The following is an 18,729-nucleotide window of genomic DNA, read 5'->3' as shown; positions in this document are numbered from 1 at the left end:
CTACTACTTGCCAGAGGAAGTCTCCCTTTCAAGCATCTAGTACCTCGCACACTCCGATTCAAGCAGATCAGGCGCTAGCCAGAAAAGAGTTATATCCACTACATACTAAACTACTCAAATTTTAATCACCCAACCTCGGCGGTACATTCCATACAAAATTAACCACCAAAATAATACCGCAGTCACCGCAAATGCTAGAGAACCATTCAGCGGCCCCGCCCACGGCACAAACCAGTTTTCATAAATCCAACTGTAAGTTGTTGGAGCATTTTCACCAGTACCGATATGAGTTTTCAACAGGATTCTGGCGACAATACCGGAAGCAACAAACAGAAAAATTGCATTCAATCCCATGATTTCAAACGGTTTCCCCCATTTCCAATCCCGCACTTCAATTGTTTCGTAGCAAAATGCTAGCAATAGTAAAGCCCAACCAGCAGTAAAAACTACATAAGAACTTGTCCAAAGTTGTTTGTTTATCGGAAATAAAAATCCCCACAAGTGGCCGATTACCACGCAACTGAGACCGCAGATTGCTAAGTTGATACTGGTGCGGGTTTTGATTTGCTGTACTCGCAGCCATTCTCCGGTAAAGTAGCCTGTGAGGACTGTGACAACTGCGGGTAAAGTGCTCAACAATCCTTCTGGATCGAAGGGGCCGCCTTTGTACAGGTGTTGGCTACCGAGAATTAGCCGATCGACATATCCTCCTAGATTCCCTTCTGGCGTGAGTTCGCCTGCAGTGTACCCCCCTACAGCAAATACGGTTAGTGCGCCCCAATAGCCCAAAAGCACGGCCACAGCGAGCAGTTTTTGATTGCGGGGGGGAAGGTTGAGAATAGCGATCGCACTGATGAAATAAGCTAAGCCGATGCGCTGCAATACTCCCATGATGCGGATTTTACCGAAGTTTTCCACTGGGGCGCTGTTGAGAAGTACGTCAAGGGCGATCGAAGATGTATTTAGCAGCAATCCTAATAGAAATAGAATCGCGGCCCTGCGCGCAATTCGCCAGTAAATATTTGAAGAAGGAAGAAGGAAGAAGGAAGAAGGAAGAGGGTTTTTGGCGGATGCTGATTTTTCCTTTGTTTGTGTAATTTTTGAGGTTTCTATTCCGGTTTTTGGATAATTTTGAATATATTTAGGCAGCGAGAAAGACATCGCGCAGCCAACGATGAACAAGAAAAACGGAAATACTAAGTCTGTCGGGGTGCAGCCGTGCCATTCTGCGTGCTCTAGCGGTGGATACACCTGTTTCCAACTGCCGGGGTTGTTGACTAGAATCATCGAGGCGATCGCAATTCCGCGAAAAACATCAAGGGATGTGAAGCGCATAAATTAAGTTATTTGTTAACTGTTCACTGTTCACTGTTCACTGTTCACTGTTCACTGTTCACTGTTCAGTATCTTAGCTGATGCCCATTCCCTAATTCTTTTTGGCCCCATGCCCCATGCCCCATGCCCCATGCCCTATTCCCTATATCTCTATCCCTTCCAGAGTCATAATGACTGCATTCTTCATCAACATATCGCAGCGTTCTGCATAAAAAGATGCTGCCTTATCATATTTGTTGATTTGCAAAACGCGCAAAAACATTTGCCTTGCTTGCGCGAATTGCTGCTGGTAGTGAAAAAAAATTCCCTGTTCAAAATAAGTTTGAGTTTGTGCTTTTAGTTCGATCATTGTCGGCGAGTCGCCATCGTAAATTTCAAATACAGCAACAGGTGTTTGTTTTCCTTTGACTTGAACGCGATCGAGAAACCGGCACTTGTAATGTTGAGGATCGTCTATTCGGCAAAGGGTTTGGACACTAGCTACAATAGCAACTCCATAAAGCTTTGTCAATCCTTCCACGCGGGAAGCTAAATTAACGGCATCAGAAATCACCGTACTTTCCATTCGTTCCGCTTCGCCAATCGTACCTAACATTAAAGTCCCCGTATGCAAACCAATCCCTATCGAAATAGGTTGATAGCCACTGTTTTGCCTGTGTCTATTATAAATTTTCACTTGATGCTGCATCTCAATTGCTGCTTGCACAGCATCTTCAGCCCTGTTAGGAAACAAAGCCATAATCCCGTCACCAATGTATTTATCTATAAAACCGTTATACTCGCGGATAACTGGGCCAACTCGACTTAAGTAAGAGTTAAGAAATTCAAAATTTTCTCGGGGAGACATACTTTCTGACAGACTTGTAAATGAGCGAATGTCGGCAAACATAATCGTCATTTCTGCTTGTACAGAGTCTCCTAGTCTGGCATCAACGATGCTTTCTCTTTTGAGAAATTTCAAAAATTCACGGGGTACAAAACGGGCTGAAGCAGCAGCTATTTTTTCTAGTTCGCTTTTGCTGGACTCGATTTGATTGAGTGATCTAAATGCTCTCAGTGCGGTGACTACTGTGGTAAATAATTTTTTATTAGTAAGTTCTGTTTTTGTTTTGTAATCATTGATATCGTAGCTGACAATTACTACATCTTCTGGCACTTGTCCGGGCTGTCCAGTGCGTAAAATAATTCGCACAATTTGATTATTTAAAATATCGCGGATGTATTTAACTACTTCCAAGCCTGCTTCTTCTGTTTCCATAACTACATCGAGTAAAATTAATGCTATGTCGTAGTTATTTTGGATTATTTCTTTGGCTTCTTTTCCTGAGTACGCGCTGATAAATGTTATACTTTTACCTTCAAACTTAAAATCGTTTAACGCTAGTTTAGTAATATTATGAATTTCTATTTCATCATCTACAATTAATATTTTCCAACTTTCTTCTAGCGGTTGTTGTTCCGCCTCGTCTTCCTCGGCAAATATTAATTCATCGTCGCCCGCCGCGATTAATTCGTCATCGCCTGCAGCCAACAGGTTTTTACTAGCTTCTGACATATATCGTTCTCCTATATAAAACTTATATCCATGTTGGCGGTCTAATAACTAACTGCTCATTTTAGCGGGAAATTCAATCATAAATCTTGTCCCTTTATTTAGTTGACTTGTGCAGCTAATTGTGCCTTTTAGTTTTTGAGTAACAAGGTTATAAATAATGTGCAGTCCCAATCCCGTGCCTCCCTGACCTCTTTTGGTGGTAAAAAACGGTTCAAAAATTTTACTGAGATTTTCTGGGTCAATTCCTTTGCCGTTATCGGCATATTCAAATATTAGCCGATCGCCCTCTAGTTTGAAATCAAAAGCCAGAACTCCTTCATCTTCTCCATCGTAGGCGTGAATTAGGGAATTCAACACCAGATTTGTCACAATTTGACACACTACGCCGGGGTAACTGTCCACTACAATATTTTCATCACACTTAATCTCTATTTTGTGCTTAGTTCTTTTGAGTTTGGCACTTAAGGATGTCAAAATTTCCTCTAGATAGTTTTTAACATTAAACGTGCGTTTTAACTCGCTCGACTGATCTACAGCTACTTCTTTAAAACTGTGAATCAAGTCTGCTGCCCGCGTGAGGTTAGATAAGATCATATTACTGCTTTGCATGGCGGTATCCAGAAACTTTTCTAACTCGGAACGTTTGATTTGACCGTTACTGTAAACCTCAAAAAACTTTGTGGCTTTTTCCGCAAGCAGGGAGGCGGCGGTGATGCCGATGCCGATGGGAGTATTGATTTCGTGGGCAACACCTGCAACCAACCCTCCGAGGGCAGCCATTTTTTCCGATTCTACCAGTTTATTTTGAGCTGATTTTAAGTCTTCTAAAGTTTGGGAGAGTTCGGAGGTACGCTGCTGTACTAAATTTTCGAGATTCAGATTGAATTGGTGCAAGTTGGCGTAAAGTTGGGCATTTTCGATGGAGATAGAAATTTGAGAAGACAGCAGTTTTAATATTTCTAACCTGTCTTGGGTAAAAGCGCCTGCGGTCAGATTGTTTTCTAAATATAGAATCCCAGTGAGTTGACCTTGATTAATTAACGGAGTGCAAAGAATTGATTTAGGTTGAACCGCCCTTATATAGGGTGTGCGAGTAAATTGTCCTTCGCGGGTGGCATCGTTTAAAACTATACTTTCCTGGGTGCGGGCGACGTAATTCACAACGGCAACTGCCAGCAAAGTTACTTCTTGATCGTCGGCTACAAAATCTATCGGAATTGATTGCATGACAGCAACGCGATCGACATCTACAGATCCTGATGCTTCAATCACCCATTGACCCTCTTTTTCTAGTATTAAAAACCCTCGTTGCCCCCCGGCATTTTCAATAACAATTTTCATCATTTTTGCCAGCAGTTTGTCTAGAACTATTTCGCCGGCTAAGGTTTGCGAGGCTTTAACTGCTGTGGTCAAGTCTAGCACGCCTGCACTATCGTTCGTAGTGGAAGTGCTGCTGGTAGATTGGTGAGTTTCAATATTAGTTGAAATCGAGCCGGAAGTTAGCAAGTGCGAGTATTTCGATTCTAAATGCGCTGCTTTGGCTGTTGCTCCCCAGCGCTGATAGCAATAACGCGCTTCTGTCAAGTAAGTTTTAGCATTTTTTTCTCGTCCTATGGATAGATAAAATGCTCCTGCCAATTCTGCTGCTAGTGCTTGTACTTGTATGTATCCGTTTTCTTCGGCTCCGTCAATTGCGCGATCGTAATATTCCATTGCTCTCTCAACATTGCCCAAAACACGCGCTTTTTCTGCCGTAAGTAAGTCGCATTTGGGCTGAAGATTCATGGGCGCAGAAAGCGCTTTTTGTTGCAGTTTTTTTCGGTTACTCACAGCGTAAAAAATATGCTCTTCTTGTTCCTCTTCTGTTGCCGATGGATAGGCAGCTAGGCGGGCTAGAGAATCGTAAAACTGGTATTCAGAAACATTAATAAAGCCTGCAACTCCGTCTAAATATACTTCGGCTTGCGCTGAATTTTCTAGCGCTGTAGCGGTATCTCCAAATAAATAGGCTAGTATTAATTTTTGCAAATAAAAGTGCTGTAGTCCCACCCGATCGTTAGCTTCCAACAGCAGCGACAGCAATTTTTCTTCGCTGTATACTTCACCTAATACCAGGTGTGGGCTTTCCAATTTTCCCATCAATTGCAAAATAGTTTGCCGATATATTTGATTCCAAGTCAATACAGTGTCTTGCTTGAGTTGAAACAGCAAATGGTTGTAAGTTACCATTCTCCGTTCCAGTTGTGGCAATTCTTGACCGATGAAATACAAAGACTGACAAATATTTACGGCTGAATATCCGACAGATTCTAAATCCCCATTTTCTAGCGCGCTTTGATAAGCCTCCTCTAATAGTGGCAATGAGTCTTTAACGTGATGCTTGCCGTTCATCAAAATAAATGCTACTAAATTAAGCGTTTTGCTTTTGAATTCTAACGCATTTAATCTATCGCTCAAATTTAAAGCTAATTGACCAAAGCGATCGCCCGATTCAATATCTCTAACTATTCCTTTTAAAATTGCTCCGTAATTAGCATAACCGAAGGCAGAAAAAGTAGAGTTTCCGTAATTAATAGATAAATTAACTTGCTCGCACACAATCAGTGGCAGAAGCACAGGTTCAACTATAAATGTAGCTGACAACATACTGGAAAGCACGCGCATAGTTGCTAATTTGTGCGGATTTGTCATAATTGGCAAGTCAATTAAATCTTCTATTTTTTTTTCTGTTAAATAAGCTGCAGTTTTAGCCATTGCTTGCTGAATGTGGAGGGGAATCGGCGATTCGGGAAATTGGATTCCTAACATTTTTAGTGCTTCCCGACCAATTTTTACCGATTCTTGGAGTTTGGTTTGCATCGCACAAGCTATGATTCTGATTTCAAACACTTTGATTTTGTCTAGTTCATTTGTTGCGTGTTGCAGGACAATTATCGCCCATTTTTCCATTGGTTCAAAGTCGGTATTCAGGTAAGCAGCTTCTGCTGCTGACTCGTAGAGTGCCAGAGTTAAGTCGTAGTCAGTTTGCCAACTTTGGGGAGGAAGCAGTTCAATACCTGCAGTTAAATATTTGAGGGCAAGTTCGTAAGCTGCACTTGCTTTTGCTTTGCGGCCAGCAATTAAATTTAATTGGCATAATTGAAATTGTTCTAATTGGCTGCTGATAATTTCTTTCGCTAAATTTAGTTGGTTTACGGTATCAAAAATATGCTCTTCTAATTGCTCTGGCGGTGAATTATGCAGGAAAAAGTTGCCTATTTTGAGATGGATTTTTTGTTTTTCATAATCGGATATTAAAGCATAAGCTGCTTGCTGCACTCGCTCATGCAAAAAATTGTAAGTGGCGCTAGGAATATCAGCCACTGGTAGGGAAAATTTATCGGTAAAGTCTCTAGATATTGTGTCTGTTACTTCTGTGCTTGCTGCTAGTGCTATCGAAATTTTGTAGGCGTTATTCACGAGCAAAATCAGACCGGACTGAAGTGCCTCCCCGAGGTCTGTTGCTGCGGACGCCAGAGGTTTATCGGCGATTGTCGAGAGAATTTTTAAATCAAATTTGTTCCCGATACAAGCGGCTAATTTAAGCAGTTCTTGGGTATTCTCTGAAAGCTTCTGAATGTTATCTATCATTAATTCTACAACATTGTCAGTTATTCCCATTTCTTGTATTTGTTCGATATCCCACTGCCACTCGCCGATAATTTGGCATTTTTTCACAATTCGCTCTGAGATTGGTTGCGCTAATCCCGACAGTTTAGGTTCAGCTAACTCGACCAAATTCTCAGAGGATGAAAGTTTAAATTGAATTAAACCTTTTGAGTAAATAAATTTTATTAATTGAGTTAAAAAGAAGGGATTTCCAGCGGTTTTTTGCCAAAGCAATTCTGCTAAACTTAGGGATTTTTCTGGGCCGCAGTTCAAAGTATCGGCAACAAATTGGTTGACGCTACTTATATCTAAAGGCGAAAGGGCGATCGCCATCACAGTCCCGCCTGCTTTTTTAATTGCTTCGGCGGTCAGCATTAGGGGATGATTTGCATCTACTTCTTGCTCTCTATAAGCTCCAATTATTAATAAATATTGAGTTCCCAGGTCAGTTGCTAGCAGTTCTATTAACTTGAGAGATGCTGAATCGACCCACTGCAAGTCGTCCAGAAAAATTACTAGGGGGTGTTCTTTTTGAGCAAAGACGCGGATGAAGTTTTGAAATACTAAATTAAAGCGATTTTGAGATTCATTTGCTCCTAAATCTGGGACGGGGGGCTGCGGCCCAACAATCAGTTCTAATTCGGGAATAGCTTCAATAATTACTTGGCAGTTACCGCCGAGTGATTTTAAAATTTTTTCTTTCCAAACATGGATTTCTGCGGTATTTTCGGTGAAAATTTGTCGCAACAAATCTTGAAAAGCTTGGAGCAAAAAAGCGTAGGGAATATCTCGTTTAAATTGCTCAAATTTGCTGTCTATAAAATACCCGTTTTCCAGCCGCATCGGCTTGTAAACTTCATATACTAACGAAGATTTTCCCACACCTGCAGAACCAGAAATTAGCACGATTTCTGTATTGCCTCGCCTCATCCGCTGGAAGATACTGAGAAGCATATTAACTTCTGCTTCTCGCCCGTAAAATTTTTGCGAAATTTGTAGGTGACTTGACTGATCTTGTTCGCCGAGGGTTATGTGGGAAATTTCGCCTGTAGTTTGCAGTTGATCGAGACAATTTTCCAAGTCGTACAAAAGTCCAAAAGCACTTTGATATCTGTCTTCGGCGGTTTTTGCTAAGAGTTTTATGACGATATCGGAAACGACTTGAGGAATCTCCTTGGTTTTTACTTGATTGATTCTGCCTTCGATGCTTCTGCTTTCTACTTTTTGCTTTCTGTTTTCACAAGGAGAAACGGGCGTTTTGGCAATATGGGAGTGTACTAATTCCATAGGATCGATCGCCTGAAAAGGCAATTCGCCACAAAGCATCTCATAAAAGGTGACACCTAAAGAATAAAAATCGGTACGGTAGTCGATCGCCCGATTCATGCGTCCCGTTTGTTCAGGAGACATATAGGCGAGAGTGCCTTCGAGTAAATGGGGATGGCTGGGGGCGAGGTTTTCGCCCGGTAGCAGGGAGGCGATCGCAAAATCAGCAATCTTGACATCTCCTGTCTCGATATTGACAATAATATTGCTGGGTTTAATATCCTTATGGATGATGTGGTGTTCGTGAAGTTGCCCAATAGTTTCTGCTAGTTTGATGCCAATATGCAGAAATTGTTGTAACTCTAGCTGGTTGTTGCTGAGAAAGTCTTTTAGGGAAATCCCACCAAAATCTTCTAAAACTAAAACCGGAAAGTGATTGTAGGTTTCTATTTTGTAAAGCTTGACTATTCCCGGTAAATTCAAATTTTTAAGAATTTCTGATTCGTGCAGCAGTTGAGATATTTGCGCTGGGCTAGGATATGGCGGCGTGAGAGTTTTGAGGATAACGGGTTTTTGTTCCTCAAGCTGCATCCCTCGATAAATAACTGTGTGAGGGTTTGTATAAAGTTCTCCGTCAATGCGGTATCCCGGAATAGAAATCATGATGGTTGGGGGTAATTTCAAAGATGCGGTTAGACAATTTTAGATTTTAGATTTTAGATTGGGAATGATTAATAATATAATGGTTTGGAGCGCGGGCTTATAGTTGCATTCTTTTTGGTCACAAGTATTATTAAGTAAGTGAAAATACACAGCGTCGGTCGAGTGCGGTTTTTACGGCAGTAAACTGGCTACTATGATATAGCTTAGCTAAATCCCTCCCTAAAGAGTGGTCCTAGATACTTTTTTTCTCCTTTATTTAGTTATCTATATTTTAGTCTTCAAAAAATCAGAAGTCGCACTTTGCTATCCCGCCAGTGGCAAAATAAACGGGTGCGTGCAAATCAACAGCTAAAATCTAAAAAAATCATGCAGAATATAACTGCCTCAAATCCAGCTAATGCGACCGATCGCGCTTTTGGCACCGCAGACATTCAATTGCTGGTAGTGGATATAGACGGCACGATCGCAGGTTTGTCAAATGACATCCGAGAACCAGTCAAGCAGGCAATTTTGGCTGCCGAGTCGCGGGGAGTGAAAGTGGCCGTCGCTACGGGCAGGATGTACCGCTCAGCTTTGCGTTTTCACCGTGACATCGGCTCAACATTGCCACTGATTTGCTACCAGGGCGCATGGATTCAAGATCACGCTACTCAAAAACGGCTGCGGCACTTGCCGCTGTCGAAACAAACTGCTCTGCAACTGTTAGACCATTTTGAAGAAGCGCATTTGCGACCGCTGCTTTCGATCCATTTCTACATTGACGACCAACTTTACGTGCCGGAAATTACCGCAGCTACCCGAATTTATGCCGAAAGATCGGGCATTGAACCAATGGTGATTAAAGATTTGCGGCGAGATCTTCCGGGGGAACCCACGAAAGTTTTGGCATTGTGCGAGAATCCGGGGGTACTTGACGGCTTGCTCAGCAGTATGCGGCAGCGCTACACGCCTGCGGAGCTTTATTTGACTCGATCCGTTGCTACTTTTTTTGAAGCTACGCATCCTTTGGCAAATAAGGGAGATGCGGTGCAGTATTTAGCGGAGGAACTTTTGGGTTTGCAGGCGGCGAATGTCATGGCGATCGGCGACAATTTTAATGATGTGGAAATGATTGCCTATGCGGGTGTGGGCGTGGCGATGGGCAATGCTCCTGATGGCGTGAAGGCTGCTGCTGATTGGGTGGCGCCGGATGTGGAGGAAGATGGCGTGGCGGCTGCGATCGAACAATTTGTTTTGGGCGATCGTTGATATTTGTAGCACCAATACCGCAGGGGCGGGTTTAGCGACATTTGAAAAAAATGTATATCAACCCGCCCCGACCCAGCGACAATTTATTATTATATAACTGTCTAGTTTTGACTTCTATGCAATCAAATTTTGATGATCTAAAAAGATCCACATTTTCAGATTTTTCCCGATCAAGTGGAGTCAATTACTTTTTTTGCAACATCAGAATATTTATTTAACGAACCGCGAAGACGCTAAGAACGAGAAGGAAGAATGGAAGAAAGCGGGGCGGGCTTACAGATATTCTGGATGTAAATTATAGATAATTTAAAACTCTTAAAAATGCCTTGCAACAGAAAAAGCACCGACGACTGGCCGTGTTTCGTCTCGGTGCTTCTTCTGGTTCGCTCCTCACACGTCCATCAATATAGCTGACTCAGTAAATTGTGTCAATACTTTTTACAAAAATTGTTTTTTGAGTCGGCTGCTGCCGGGGTGTCGGTGCGGTGGAGCAAGGCAAAACTCCTGCACTGCAAGGGTTTGACTCGATCGCCCCAGGGTTGGGTTGAGCAGAAAAATTTTACTTCAATTCCAGCAGCCAGTCCAAAATCAGAGCGTTGACTTCACTCGGCCGCTCGTCGTGGGGACAGTGGCCTGTGTTGGGAATTGAAACAAATTTCACTGGTTTATCGTTGCCGGCCAATTGTTGATAAATCTGGCTGCCGGCGATGGGCGTCCAGGGGTCATCTGCGCCCCAAAGTACCAATAACGGACGATCGACTTTGGGCAGCAATTCTGAGGGTTGAGGGCCTGGAGGGGCTGTGAGAATCGAGGCGAACACTTGTTGAGCTCCGGGCTCGCAGGAGGGGGCGTGCAGGAGTTCTACGAGTTCGTCAGTGATGGCTTCGCGGTTCCCGTAGACTTGGCGCAGGGTGTTGCGGATGCGGTGTTTTTGGCGGATGTTGTTGAATACAAAGGGGCCGATCAGGGGCGATCGAACTAATTTAGTAAAAGTCCCCATCACTACTCGCAGCGGGAAATTCAGTTCGTCTGGCCGATGGTTGAGCCCGCCAGCACAGTTGATTAAGACACCGCCGGCTGATATTTCTGGATGGTTGGCGACTACCATCAAACTCAGCAAAGCGCCGATCGAATTCCCGACAAATACCGCCGGTTCTAGTACCAGATCCGCCCAGAAATCAGTCAGCAATTCTTCCCACAATTCCAGAGTGTAATCTAGGGCTGGTTTGGCGGAAGCACCGAATCCCAGCAAGTCCAGAGCAAATACGCGATAGCCGCCGGCCGCGAGTGCGGGGATATTTTGCCGCCAATGTCCGATCGAAGCCCCAAATCCGTGAATCAAGATCAGAGGGCGGCCGGTTCCTTGGACGGTATATTGGATTTTGTGACCTTTCCAAGTCCAAATTAGCTTTTCAAAACTTGTTGCAGATACTAATTGTTGTGCAGTCACGGCTATTATGTAAAGTTTCGTTAACTACTTTCATCATAGCAGTAGTCAGTAGTCAGTAGTCAGTAGTCATGAATTATTGGTTATGTGTTATTGGTTATGTGTTATTGGTTATTGGTTATTGGTTATTGGTTATGTGTTATTGGTTATTTGTTATTGGTTATTTGTTGTAATGCCCAATGCCCCATGCCCCATGCCCAATGCCCCATGCCCAATGCCCCATGCCCGATGCCCCATGCCCCATTCCCAATTCCCAATTCCCAATTTTTACTTTTTTCCTAGCAACCAATAAGTCATCATATCCCCCTTACCTTTTACCGGAATGACGCCTCGCCTCTCAAACAAATATTTATCTTTCAAAAGCTCATAAGTAACATCAGTAACTTGAATTCTGCCGGCAAAACCCGTAGCTTCCATCCTCGCCGCTACATTCACCGTATCTCCCCACAAATCATAAGTAAACTTGCTCACACCAATTACTCCCGCAACCACCGGCCCGGAATTGATGCCAACGCGAATTGCCAGTTTTTCCCCTGTCTCAGCGCACAACTTTGCTATTTTTGCCTGCATTCCCAGGGCCATTTGGGCGATCGCCTCGGCGTGATCCTGTCTCGGTGTAGGCAATCCCCCGACTACCATGTAAGCATCGCCAATAGTCTTAATTTTCTCCACACCGTACTTTTCCGCTAACTGGTCGAAGTGCGAAAAAATTACGTTCAAGCGCTTTACCAACTCGGTGGGAGACATTCTCGCCGACAACTCAGTAAAGCCAACAATATCAGCAAATAAAACACTTACTTGGGCAAAACTGTCGGCGATCGTGCTTTGCTCTGCCTTCAAGCGTTCTGCGATTGGTTTGGGTAAAATATTTAACAGCAACTTCTCGCTTTGTTCTTGTTGAACTTTTAGCGCTTCTTGCGCTAATTTACGTTCTGTAATGTCAGAAACAGTACCCTCATAGTAGATCAGATTACCTTTTGAATCTCGAACAGCCCGAACATTTTCTGACACCCAAATCCGGCGCCCGTCTTTGCGACATACCATAGATTCAAACCCCGAAACGGCATTTTCAGTATCCATAGCAGCCACAAATTCGAGGCGGCGTTCTGGGTCAACGTAAAGTTGCTGAGCAATATTTTTAATCTCGGACATCAGTTCTTCTGGGGATTCGTAACCGTATAATTTTGCCAAAGCTGGGTTAGCGCTGAGATAGCCTCCTGAAGGCGTGCTTTGAAAAATGCCTTCCATCGCATTTTCTACAATGCTGTGATATTTTTCTTGAGCGATACGCAGCAATTCTTCTGCTTGTTTGCGCTGAATCAAAGAACCTAATTGAGTGCCTACCGCATTAAAAACGTCTATAAATCGTGCATCTTTCCGGCCAGACGAAATTTTAAAGAAAACTAGGACTGCCAATACTTCATCGTCTACCAAAATCGGCACGCCAAAACCCGCTTTGAATCCAAGTTCTAGTGCTATTTGACTTCGGAGAAAATGGGGGTATCCGCGGGTAATATCTTCTACCCATTCCGGTTGCTTGGATGCCCAAACTCGTCCTGGCAGCCCTATATTCATGGCAAATGTCAGTTGTTCGCTTTGCTTGCGGAACGCATCCATCCTCGCGTTGCTGGCATACCAGCCCCTGGCAGATTGCAGCACAGTTCCTTCTGCATCGGGAATCCAAGCTTCTCCTACATCCCATCCAATTGTTTCGCCAACTTGGTGCAAAATTACTTCTAAAGCTGAGTGAAAGTCTACAGCTTCGCCGATCGCCCGCGTCGTTTCCAGCAAAAACCGGATTGATTCTTCAGCCCGCTGCCGTTCTGCGATTTCTTCCTGCAATCTAGAATTGCGATCGTGCAGTTCCCTAGCTTGCAGTTGCAGTTTGGATTGCAGCGAACGAAGGGAAAGTTGGTTTTGGACGCGGGCTATAACTTCTTCTACTTGAAACGGTTTAGTAATATAATCCACTCCTCCTACTTGAAAAGCTTTAACTTTTTCCAGCACGTCATCTAGCGCACTAATAAAAATTACCGGAATATCTTGAGTTTTTTCGCTTAACTTTAACTGCTCACAAACTTCATACCCGTTCATTTGCGGCATATTAATATCTAGTAAAATTAGATCGGGAGGAGATATTTGTGCCCCTTGCAAAGCCAAGTGTCCGTTAATAGCCTTCCTGACATGATACCCGTAAGATGTCAGCATAGTGGATAAAAGTCGCAAATTATCCGGCATATCGTCAACGATCAGAATGTCTTTAGGAGTCGCTGGTAATGGATGGTCGTTCATCATAATATAATTGAGTTAAATCGATAATGATATCTATCCGAAAATTATCGACTAAATCTGTTAAAGCGTTAGCGAGATTTGCCTCAGTTTCGGGAATTTCCTCGATGAGTTCGAGGATGCGGTTGTCGTCAACACAAAGTGCTGCTTGGTGCAACTCGACCACCCAGTCTGTGGGCATTACGCTCAAATCCTCGGTGGTCAAACTTTTAAGCAGCGTCGGTGTTGAAAAAGAAGTAGATAAGTTTTCTTTCTCATAAATATAACGCAGGTTGAGATGATCCGCTATCTTTTCAAAGAGTACCTCTTCCCGAAATGGTTTACATATCAAATCGTTACAACCAGCAGATAAAATTATTTGTCGCTGCTCATCAAAAGCACTGGCAGTCAAAGCAATAATTATTGTTTCTTTACCTTGTAGAGTTTTCTTAATCTGTCTTGTCGCTTCATACCCATCCATCACGGGCATCAGCATATCCATTAAGATCATGTGTGGCTTCCAAGTTGAATGCAAAGCAATTGCTTCTTGACCGTTAGTTGCTTCGCGGACTTCAAATCCCAGGGGTACCAGCAGCTTAAGCAGCAGTTGTCGATTTTCCGCTACATCTTCAACTATTAGTATCCGATAAGTATCTTGTCCGGCTTCTAAAGCAATAACTTGTTTAATCGGCGGTTTTTCTTGTTCATCACTTTCTGTTACTAGGTTAACCCAGATATTAAAGCTAAAAATTGTGCCTTGGTCGAGTTTGCTTGCAACAGCAATATCACCTCCCATGATTCGGACAAACTGTTGGCTAATCGGCAACCCCAGACCTGTTCCCTGCATGGATTTGCGACCACTTTCAGTTTGTACAAAGGGCTTAAATAATGTGGAAAGTTCCAAGGGAGAAATGCCGGGGCCTGTGTCGGCAATTTCAAAATACAATTGGGATTTTTTTTCTTCTGTAGCGTCTTTTTCAGCTTGGCTGCTGACGCGCAAAGTCACGGTTCCCTGCTGAGTAAATTTAATCGCATTGCCGACCAGGTTAATTAAAACTTGCCGCAATTTAGCTTCGTCTGTTTGAATGTATTGTGGCAAATCATCGGCATTTTCAAAGATTAGGTGCAAACCTTTTGAGTTGGCTTTTAGTTGCAGCATTTCTTTGAGACTGTTGAGAAGGTTGTAGAGATTGAAGCGGCTGGGATTGATGGTAATTTGACCTGCTTCTATTTTGGACATGGACAAAACATCATTGATGAGTTCCAGCAAATGTTCGCCACTCCGGTTAATAATTTCTATGTATTCTTTTTGTTCTTCCGTGATAGAACTGTTGCGCGCCATGACTTGGGAAAAACCGAGAATGGCGTTGAGAGGTGTGCGAAGTTCGTGGCTCATGGAAGCTAGAAATTGGCTTTTGGCGCGGTTGGCAACTTCGGCGTTTTCTTTGGATTTAATCAGTTCCATGGACTGCCTTTGAGTGCGGGCGAGCAATTCCGCTTGCTGTAATGCTACTCCTAGCTGAGTACCTACATCAACTGCAACGTTGATTTCTGCTTCACTCCACTGGCGGGGAGCAGAATTTTGATAGGATGCTAGTAATCCCCAGAGCTTTTTGCCGGAGAAAATTGGTACAATAATGTAGGATTTAGCTTGAAATTTTTCTAGCAATTGGATATAACAATTATCGAAACCTTGCTGGTAAATATCTGGGACACAAAGGTAAGTTGTACCTCGGCTGTAGGCTCCGCCTTGGGTTTGTTGCAAATAGGTATCGCGTACTTCTTGTGAGGGGCTATCTAATTCTTTGACGACGCAAAGGTCGCTGTTTAAAGCGCCTTCAGTAAGGTGAGAATCGATCTCCTGTGATTGGATGAAAGAAACCCACTTGCGGTCAAGGGATTCGGCTACAAATTCGCCACTCCAGTCTGGATTGAAACGGTAAATAGCGACTCGATCGCACTTCATTGTTTGGCGCAATTCTCGGGTTGTGGCGTGAAAAATTTCTCGGATATCTAAAGTCTGCCGCATTCTTTCAATGATGCGGGCGATCGCTCTTTGTCGTAAAGCACTTTCTTGCAGTTCGGTTTCTGCTTGCTTGCGTTCGGTAATATCTACAGCCATTAAAGCAATGCCGATCGCTGTACCGTTATCGTCAATTAGCTGAGTATTGTACCACTCGCAGATGATAATTCTGCCGTCTTTGGTCAGATTTTCGGTAGTGCCGCTGGATTTGGCATTCAAGTCATGATTGAAAATCTCAGATAATTGCGGGTGATAGCTTTCAGGTACGATCAAATCGGAGGCGACTCGACCAATCGCTTCTTGCTCACTGTAGCCAAAAATAGCCACGGCTGCGGGATTCCAAGTGATAATTTCTAAATTGAGGTTTAATTCGATAACTGCGATCGGCGTTTGCTGCAATAAAAATGAGATTCTTTGTTGGGATTCTAGCAGTTTTTCTTCGGCTAATTTGCGGTCTGTGATGTCATTAGCAGTGCCGAGAATTTGTTTGGGTTTACCATCGCTTGTTCTGAGAAATACTGTATCCCAACTGTGCATCCACCGCCATTCACCGTTTTTGTGTTTCATTCGGTATTGACATTCAATGACATCACCGTCTTTGGCTTGATCTACTTTTTGGATGCTTTCAAAAAAATTTGGCAAATCGTCGGAGTTGAGCAGAATTGGCATCATTGCTGTACCCATATCTTGTATTTCTTGGGCTGTGTATCCGAGCATCGTCGAAATTTGTCGGTTGCTGTAGACATTCCGCTGTTCAATTAGATCGTAAACGTACAACAGGTTGGGATTGGAATCGGCGATAGCTTGAATGAAGTGCTGGCTCTCTCTGAGTGCGGATTCTGTTTGTTTGCGAACGCTAATATCTCGCGCCACGATAATCACTGAATCTGCAGTCAGCGGAGAAACTTTAGCGTCGAGGCAAACGTCGCGCTCTCCGACTTTAAAGCTATATTCAACATTAATGCTTTGCTTAGTTTTTAGAGCTTGTTGGATGGCATTTAATACTAAATCTGCTACAGGTTTAGGCAAGACTTCATGAGCGGTTTTGTTAATCATTTCGCTGGGAGGTTTCACCAAATTTGTTGATGCTGTCGGGGCAATTTTGATGCAGCGCCCTTCTGCATTTCTCACTAAAACTGTGTCAGTCATGGCGGCAAAAATCGCCCGCAATTCTGTTTCCGATTCTTGCAGAGCTTGCTCGGCGCGGACACGGGTGCGAATTTCTGCTTGCAGCACTTTATTTTGCCGATCGAGCTGCTGAATTCGGTTTTTTTCTCGTTCGATCAGTTTAGCTTGAGCGATAGCGAGCCCTACTTGAGCCGCCACAGCTTCTAATAAGTCGATTTCCTCGGAAGTCCATTCCCGGTAGCGATCGCACTGGTGCAAACAGATAGCACCGTTTGCCCTGCCTTGGTAAGAAGTGCGAATTGCCAGCATCGATTTTAACCCAACCTTCTGGCAAATCGGTTGAGCCGCTTGCAACAGAGGGTCTGAATAAACATTGTTGGAGGCGATCGCCAGATCTTGTATCATCATTTGTATGACGTGAGGATTACCCCAAATTGGAACAGGTACGTTCCGAATAGATTCGCAATCGGGTTCGAGATACTCTGCCGCCAGAGGAATATCAACTTGAGGGCTAGTAACGTAAGTATGAATCAAACACCGATTGACGCAGAATGCCAGACCGATTTGAGTAGCAGCTATTTGAAATATTTGTTCTGGCTGCAAGCTGGAGCGAATTTCTTGAGTTATTTTTGCGATCAGCAATTCTCGCTGCACTTGCCGTTCTAAAGCAGCTTTAGCTCCAGCCATTTCTATTTCTGCGTGCTTGCGCTCGCTGATATCAAAAAGTACGCCATACCAAACAATATCGCCATTATCACGCATTTCTGGCCGAGAATTAGATTCCAGCCATTTAAGTTTGCCCGACGGTGTAACAATCCGCCATTCACAGGCAAAAGGTTCTAAAGTTTGGGCGCTAGTAGCAATTTGTTTCACCAGATATTCTTGGTCATCTGGATGATTTTGATCGAAGCAAAAGTCGGGATTTTTTAAAATTTCGTCACTCTCTAATTCGTAAATATCTCGACAAGCATAACTAATATATTCAAACTTAAAACTTCCATCAGGCTTCTTCATGAATTGATAAAGAACTCCCGGTATATTGACCGCCAATTTCTGCAAACGCGCTTTGCTTTCCCGGAGTGATTGTTCTGTTCGCTTGCGGAATTCTACCTCTTTTTGCAGTTGGGCATTCTGCTGTTTTAATTGTTTTGATAGCTGTTGTATAGTCAGTTGACTTTCGATCCGCACTAAAACTTCTTCCACTTGAAAAGGCTTAGTAATGTAGTCAACACCGCCGACTTCAAAAGCTTTAACTTTGTGAAAAGTTTCCTCAAACACACTCAAAAAAATAACCGGAATTTCCCTCGTTTTTTCGTTGGATTTAAGTCGAGCACATACTTCATATCCGTTCATTTTTGGCATAGCAATATCTAGCAAAATCAAGTCTGGGAGAACGGTTAAATTAGCATTGACCGCCATTTCTCCCGAAATCGCCCGCTGAACTTTATACCCTTCTTTCGTCAATATGTTTGATATAAAGCGCAGGTTTTGGGGCTGATCATCAATAATTAAAATGTGAATACTTTCTTTGTCAAATATCATTTTTTGTCGGGTTATGGTGATTTTTTTAGTAATAGCAGCAGATTGATGATTTAATAAATTTAGCGATTCCTTCCGATCCTAATTATTTATTAAACCTTTTCAAACTCAGCAAATAGAGGATTAACTTTAGATAGTAGCCATCAACTAACGCACCTTCTATTTTTTAAACTTATTGGTTGCTTGTCTTAAGTTTGCCACTGAAACTAACCGTACTTAACCACATTTTATTGCCCCCAAAAATCGCCTGATTTTCTGTACAAATTAAGTCTGCCAAAAAAACCATCATTGCTTAGGCACTCCAGACCAAAGTAACCGGGTGTTTTAACTTTGTTCAATAGCTGCGACAAAGTATTTTGGTATAACCCGGTTGATGCGCCCAGGACTGTTTTTTGCTTGACTTTAGGATTAAAACTCCCAGGAGGATAACGCAATTTTCTGGACATTCTGCTGCCACATTCAAAGGGTTTTAGCCGAGATACACACCTAGACATACCACGAGGCAAAGAAACCGTTTTTTTTACTCTTGTCGCTGCAACAAAGTATGGCTGTGAAAAACCTTGGTTTTGACCCAGCCGCCCATCAGTCTTAAGATATTTATAGGTAACT

Annotated in this window: 7 protein-coding genes; 1 reads left to right on the top strand and 6 read right to left on the bottom strand. The window is 43.1% G+C overall.

From position 1 onward, the window contains the following. Window positions 1–114: 114 nt before the first annotated feature. The 3 genes from Q5691_RS03790 to Q5691_RS03780 all read right to left on the bottom strand — a co-directional run bounded on the left by Q5691_RS03790 (window position 115) and on the right by Q5691_RS03780 (window position 8,467). Complete coding sequence (locus tag Q5691_RS03790) at window positions 115–1,335, bottom strand: heparan-alpha-glucosaminide N-acetyltransferase domain-containing protein (protein WP_333343934.1); 1,221 nt, start codon at window positions 1,333–1,335, stop codon at window positions 115–117. Window positions 1,336–1,477: 142 nt separating this feature from the next. Beyond that, window positions 1,478–2,890: an adenylate/guanylate cyclase domain-containing protein gene (locus Q5691_RS03785; RefSeq protein WP_333209818.1), complete on the bottom strand. Its 1,413-nt coding sequence runs from the start codon at window positions 2,888–2,890 to the stop codon at window positions 1,478–1,480. A gap of 48 nt (window positions 2,891–2,938) precedes the next feature. Beyond that, the gene (locus Q5691_RS03780) at window positions 2,939–8,467 is read right to left on the bottom strand and encodes an ATP-binding sensor histidine kinase (protein WP_333343933.1); all 5,529 of its coding nucleotides are present in this window, start codon (window positions 8,465–8,467) and stop codon (window positions 2,939–2,941) included. Between the two features lie 366 nt (window positions 8,468–8,833). Here Q5691_RS03780 and Q5691_RS03775 point away from each other — a divergent pair, with 366 nt between their 5' ends. Continuing rightward, the gene (locus tag Q5691_RS03775; RefSeq protein WP_333343932.1) at window positions 8,834–9,715 is read left to right on the top strand and encodes a Cof-type HAD-IIB family hydrolase; all 882 of its coding nucleotides are present in this window, start codon (window positions 8,834–8,836) and stop codon (window positions 9,713–9,715) included. 559 nt (window positions 9,716–10,274) lie between these two features. Here the strand turns inward: Q5691_RS03775 and Q5691_RS03770 are convergent. The 3 genes from Q5691_RS03770 to Q5691_RS03760 form a co-directional block, all read right to left on the bottom strand. Then, window positions 10,275–11,165 carry an alpha/beta fold hydrolase gene (locus tag Q5691_RS03770; protein ID WP_333343931.1) on the bottom strand — a complete coding sequence of 297 codons (891 nt, stop codon included), beginning with the start codon at window positions 11,163–11,165 and terminating at the stop codon, window positions 10,275–10,277. A 264-nt stretch (window positions 11,166–11,429) separates the two neighbouring features. Continuing rightward, window positions 11,430–13,457 (bottom strand): adenylate/guanylate cyclase domain-containing protein, encoded by a 2,028-nt coding sequence (locus Q5691_RS03765; protein WP_333209827.1) that lies wholly within the window; start codon window positions 13,455–13,457, stop codon window positions 11,430–11,432. Continuing rightward, window positions 13,423–18,123, bottom strand: a complete 4,701-nt coding sequence (locus Q5691_RS03760) for a response regulator (RefSeq protein ID WP_333343930.1) — start codon at window positions 18,121–18,123, stop codon at window positions 13,423–13,425. The genes Q5691_RS03765 and Q5691_RS03760 overlap by 35 nt, the downstream gene beginning before the upstream one ends. Between the last annotated feature and the right edge of the window lie 606 nt (window positions 18,124–18,729).

The organism is Microcoleus sp. w1-18aA5 (assembly GCF_036701705.1).
GTDB lineage: Bacteria > Cyanobacteriota > Cyanobacteriia > Cyanobacteriales > Microcoleaceae > Microcoleus.
This window is presented reverse-complemented; position numbering and strand designations above follow the sequence as displayed.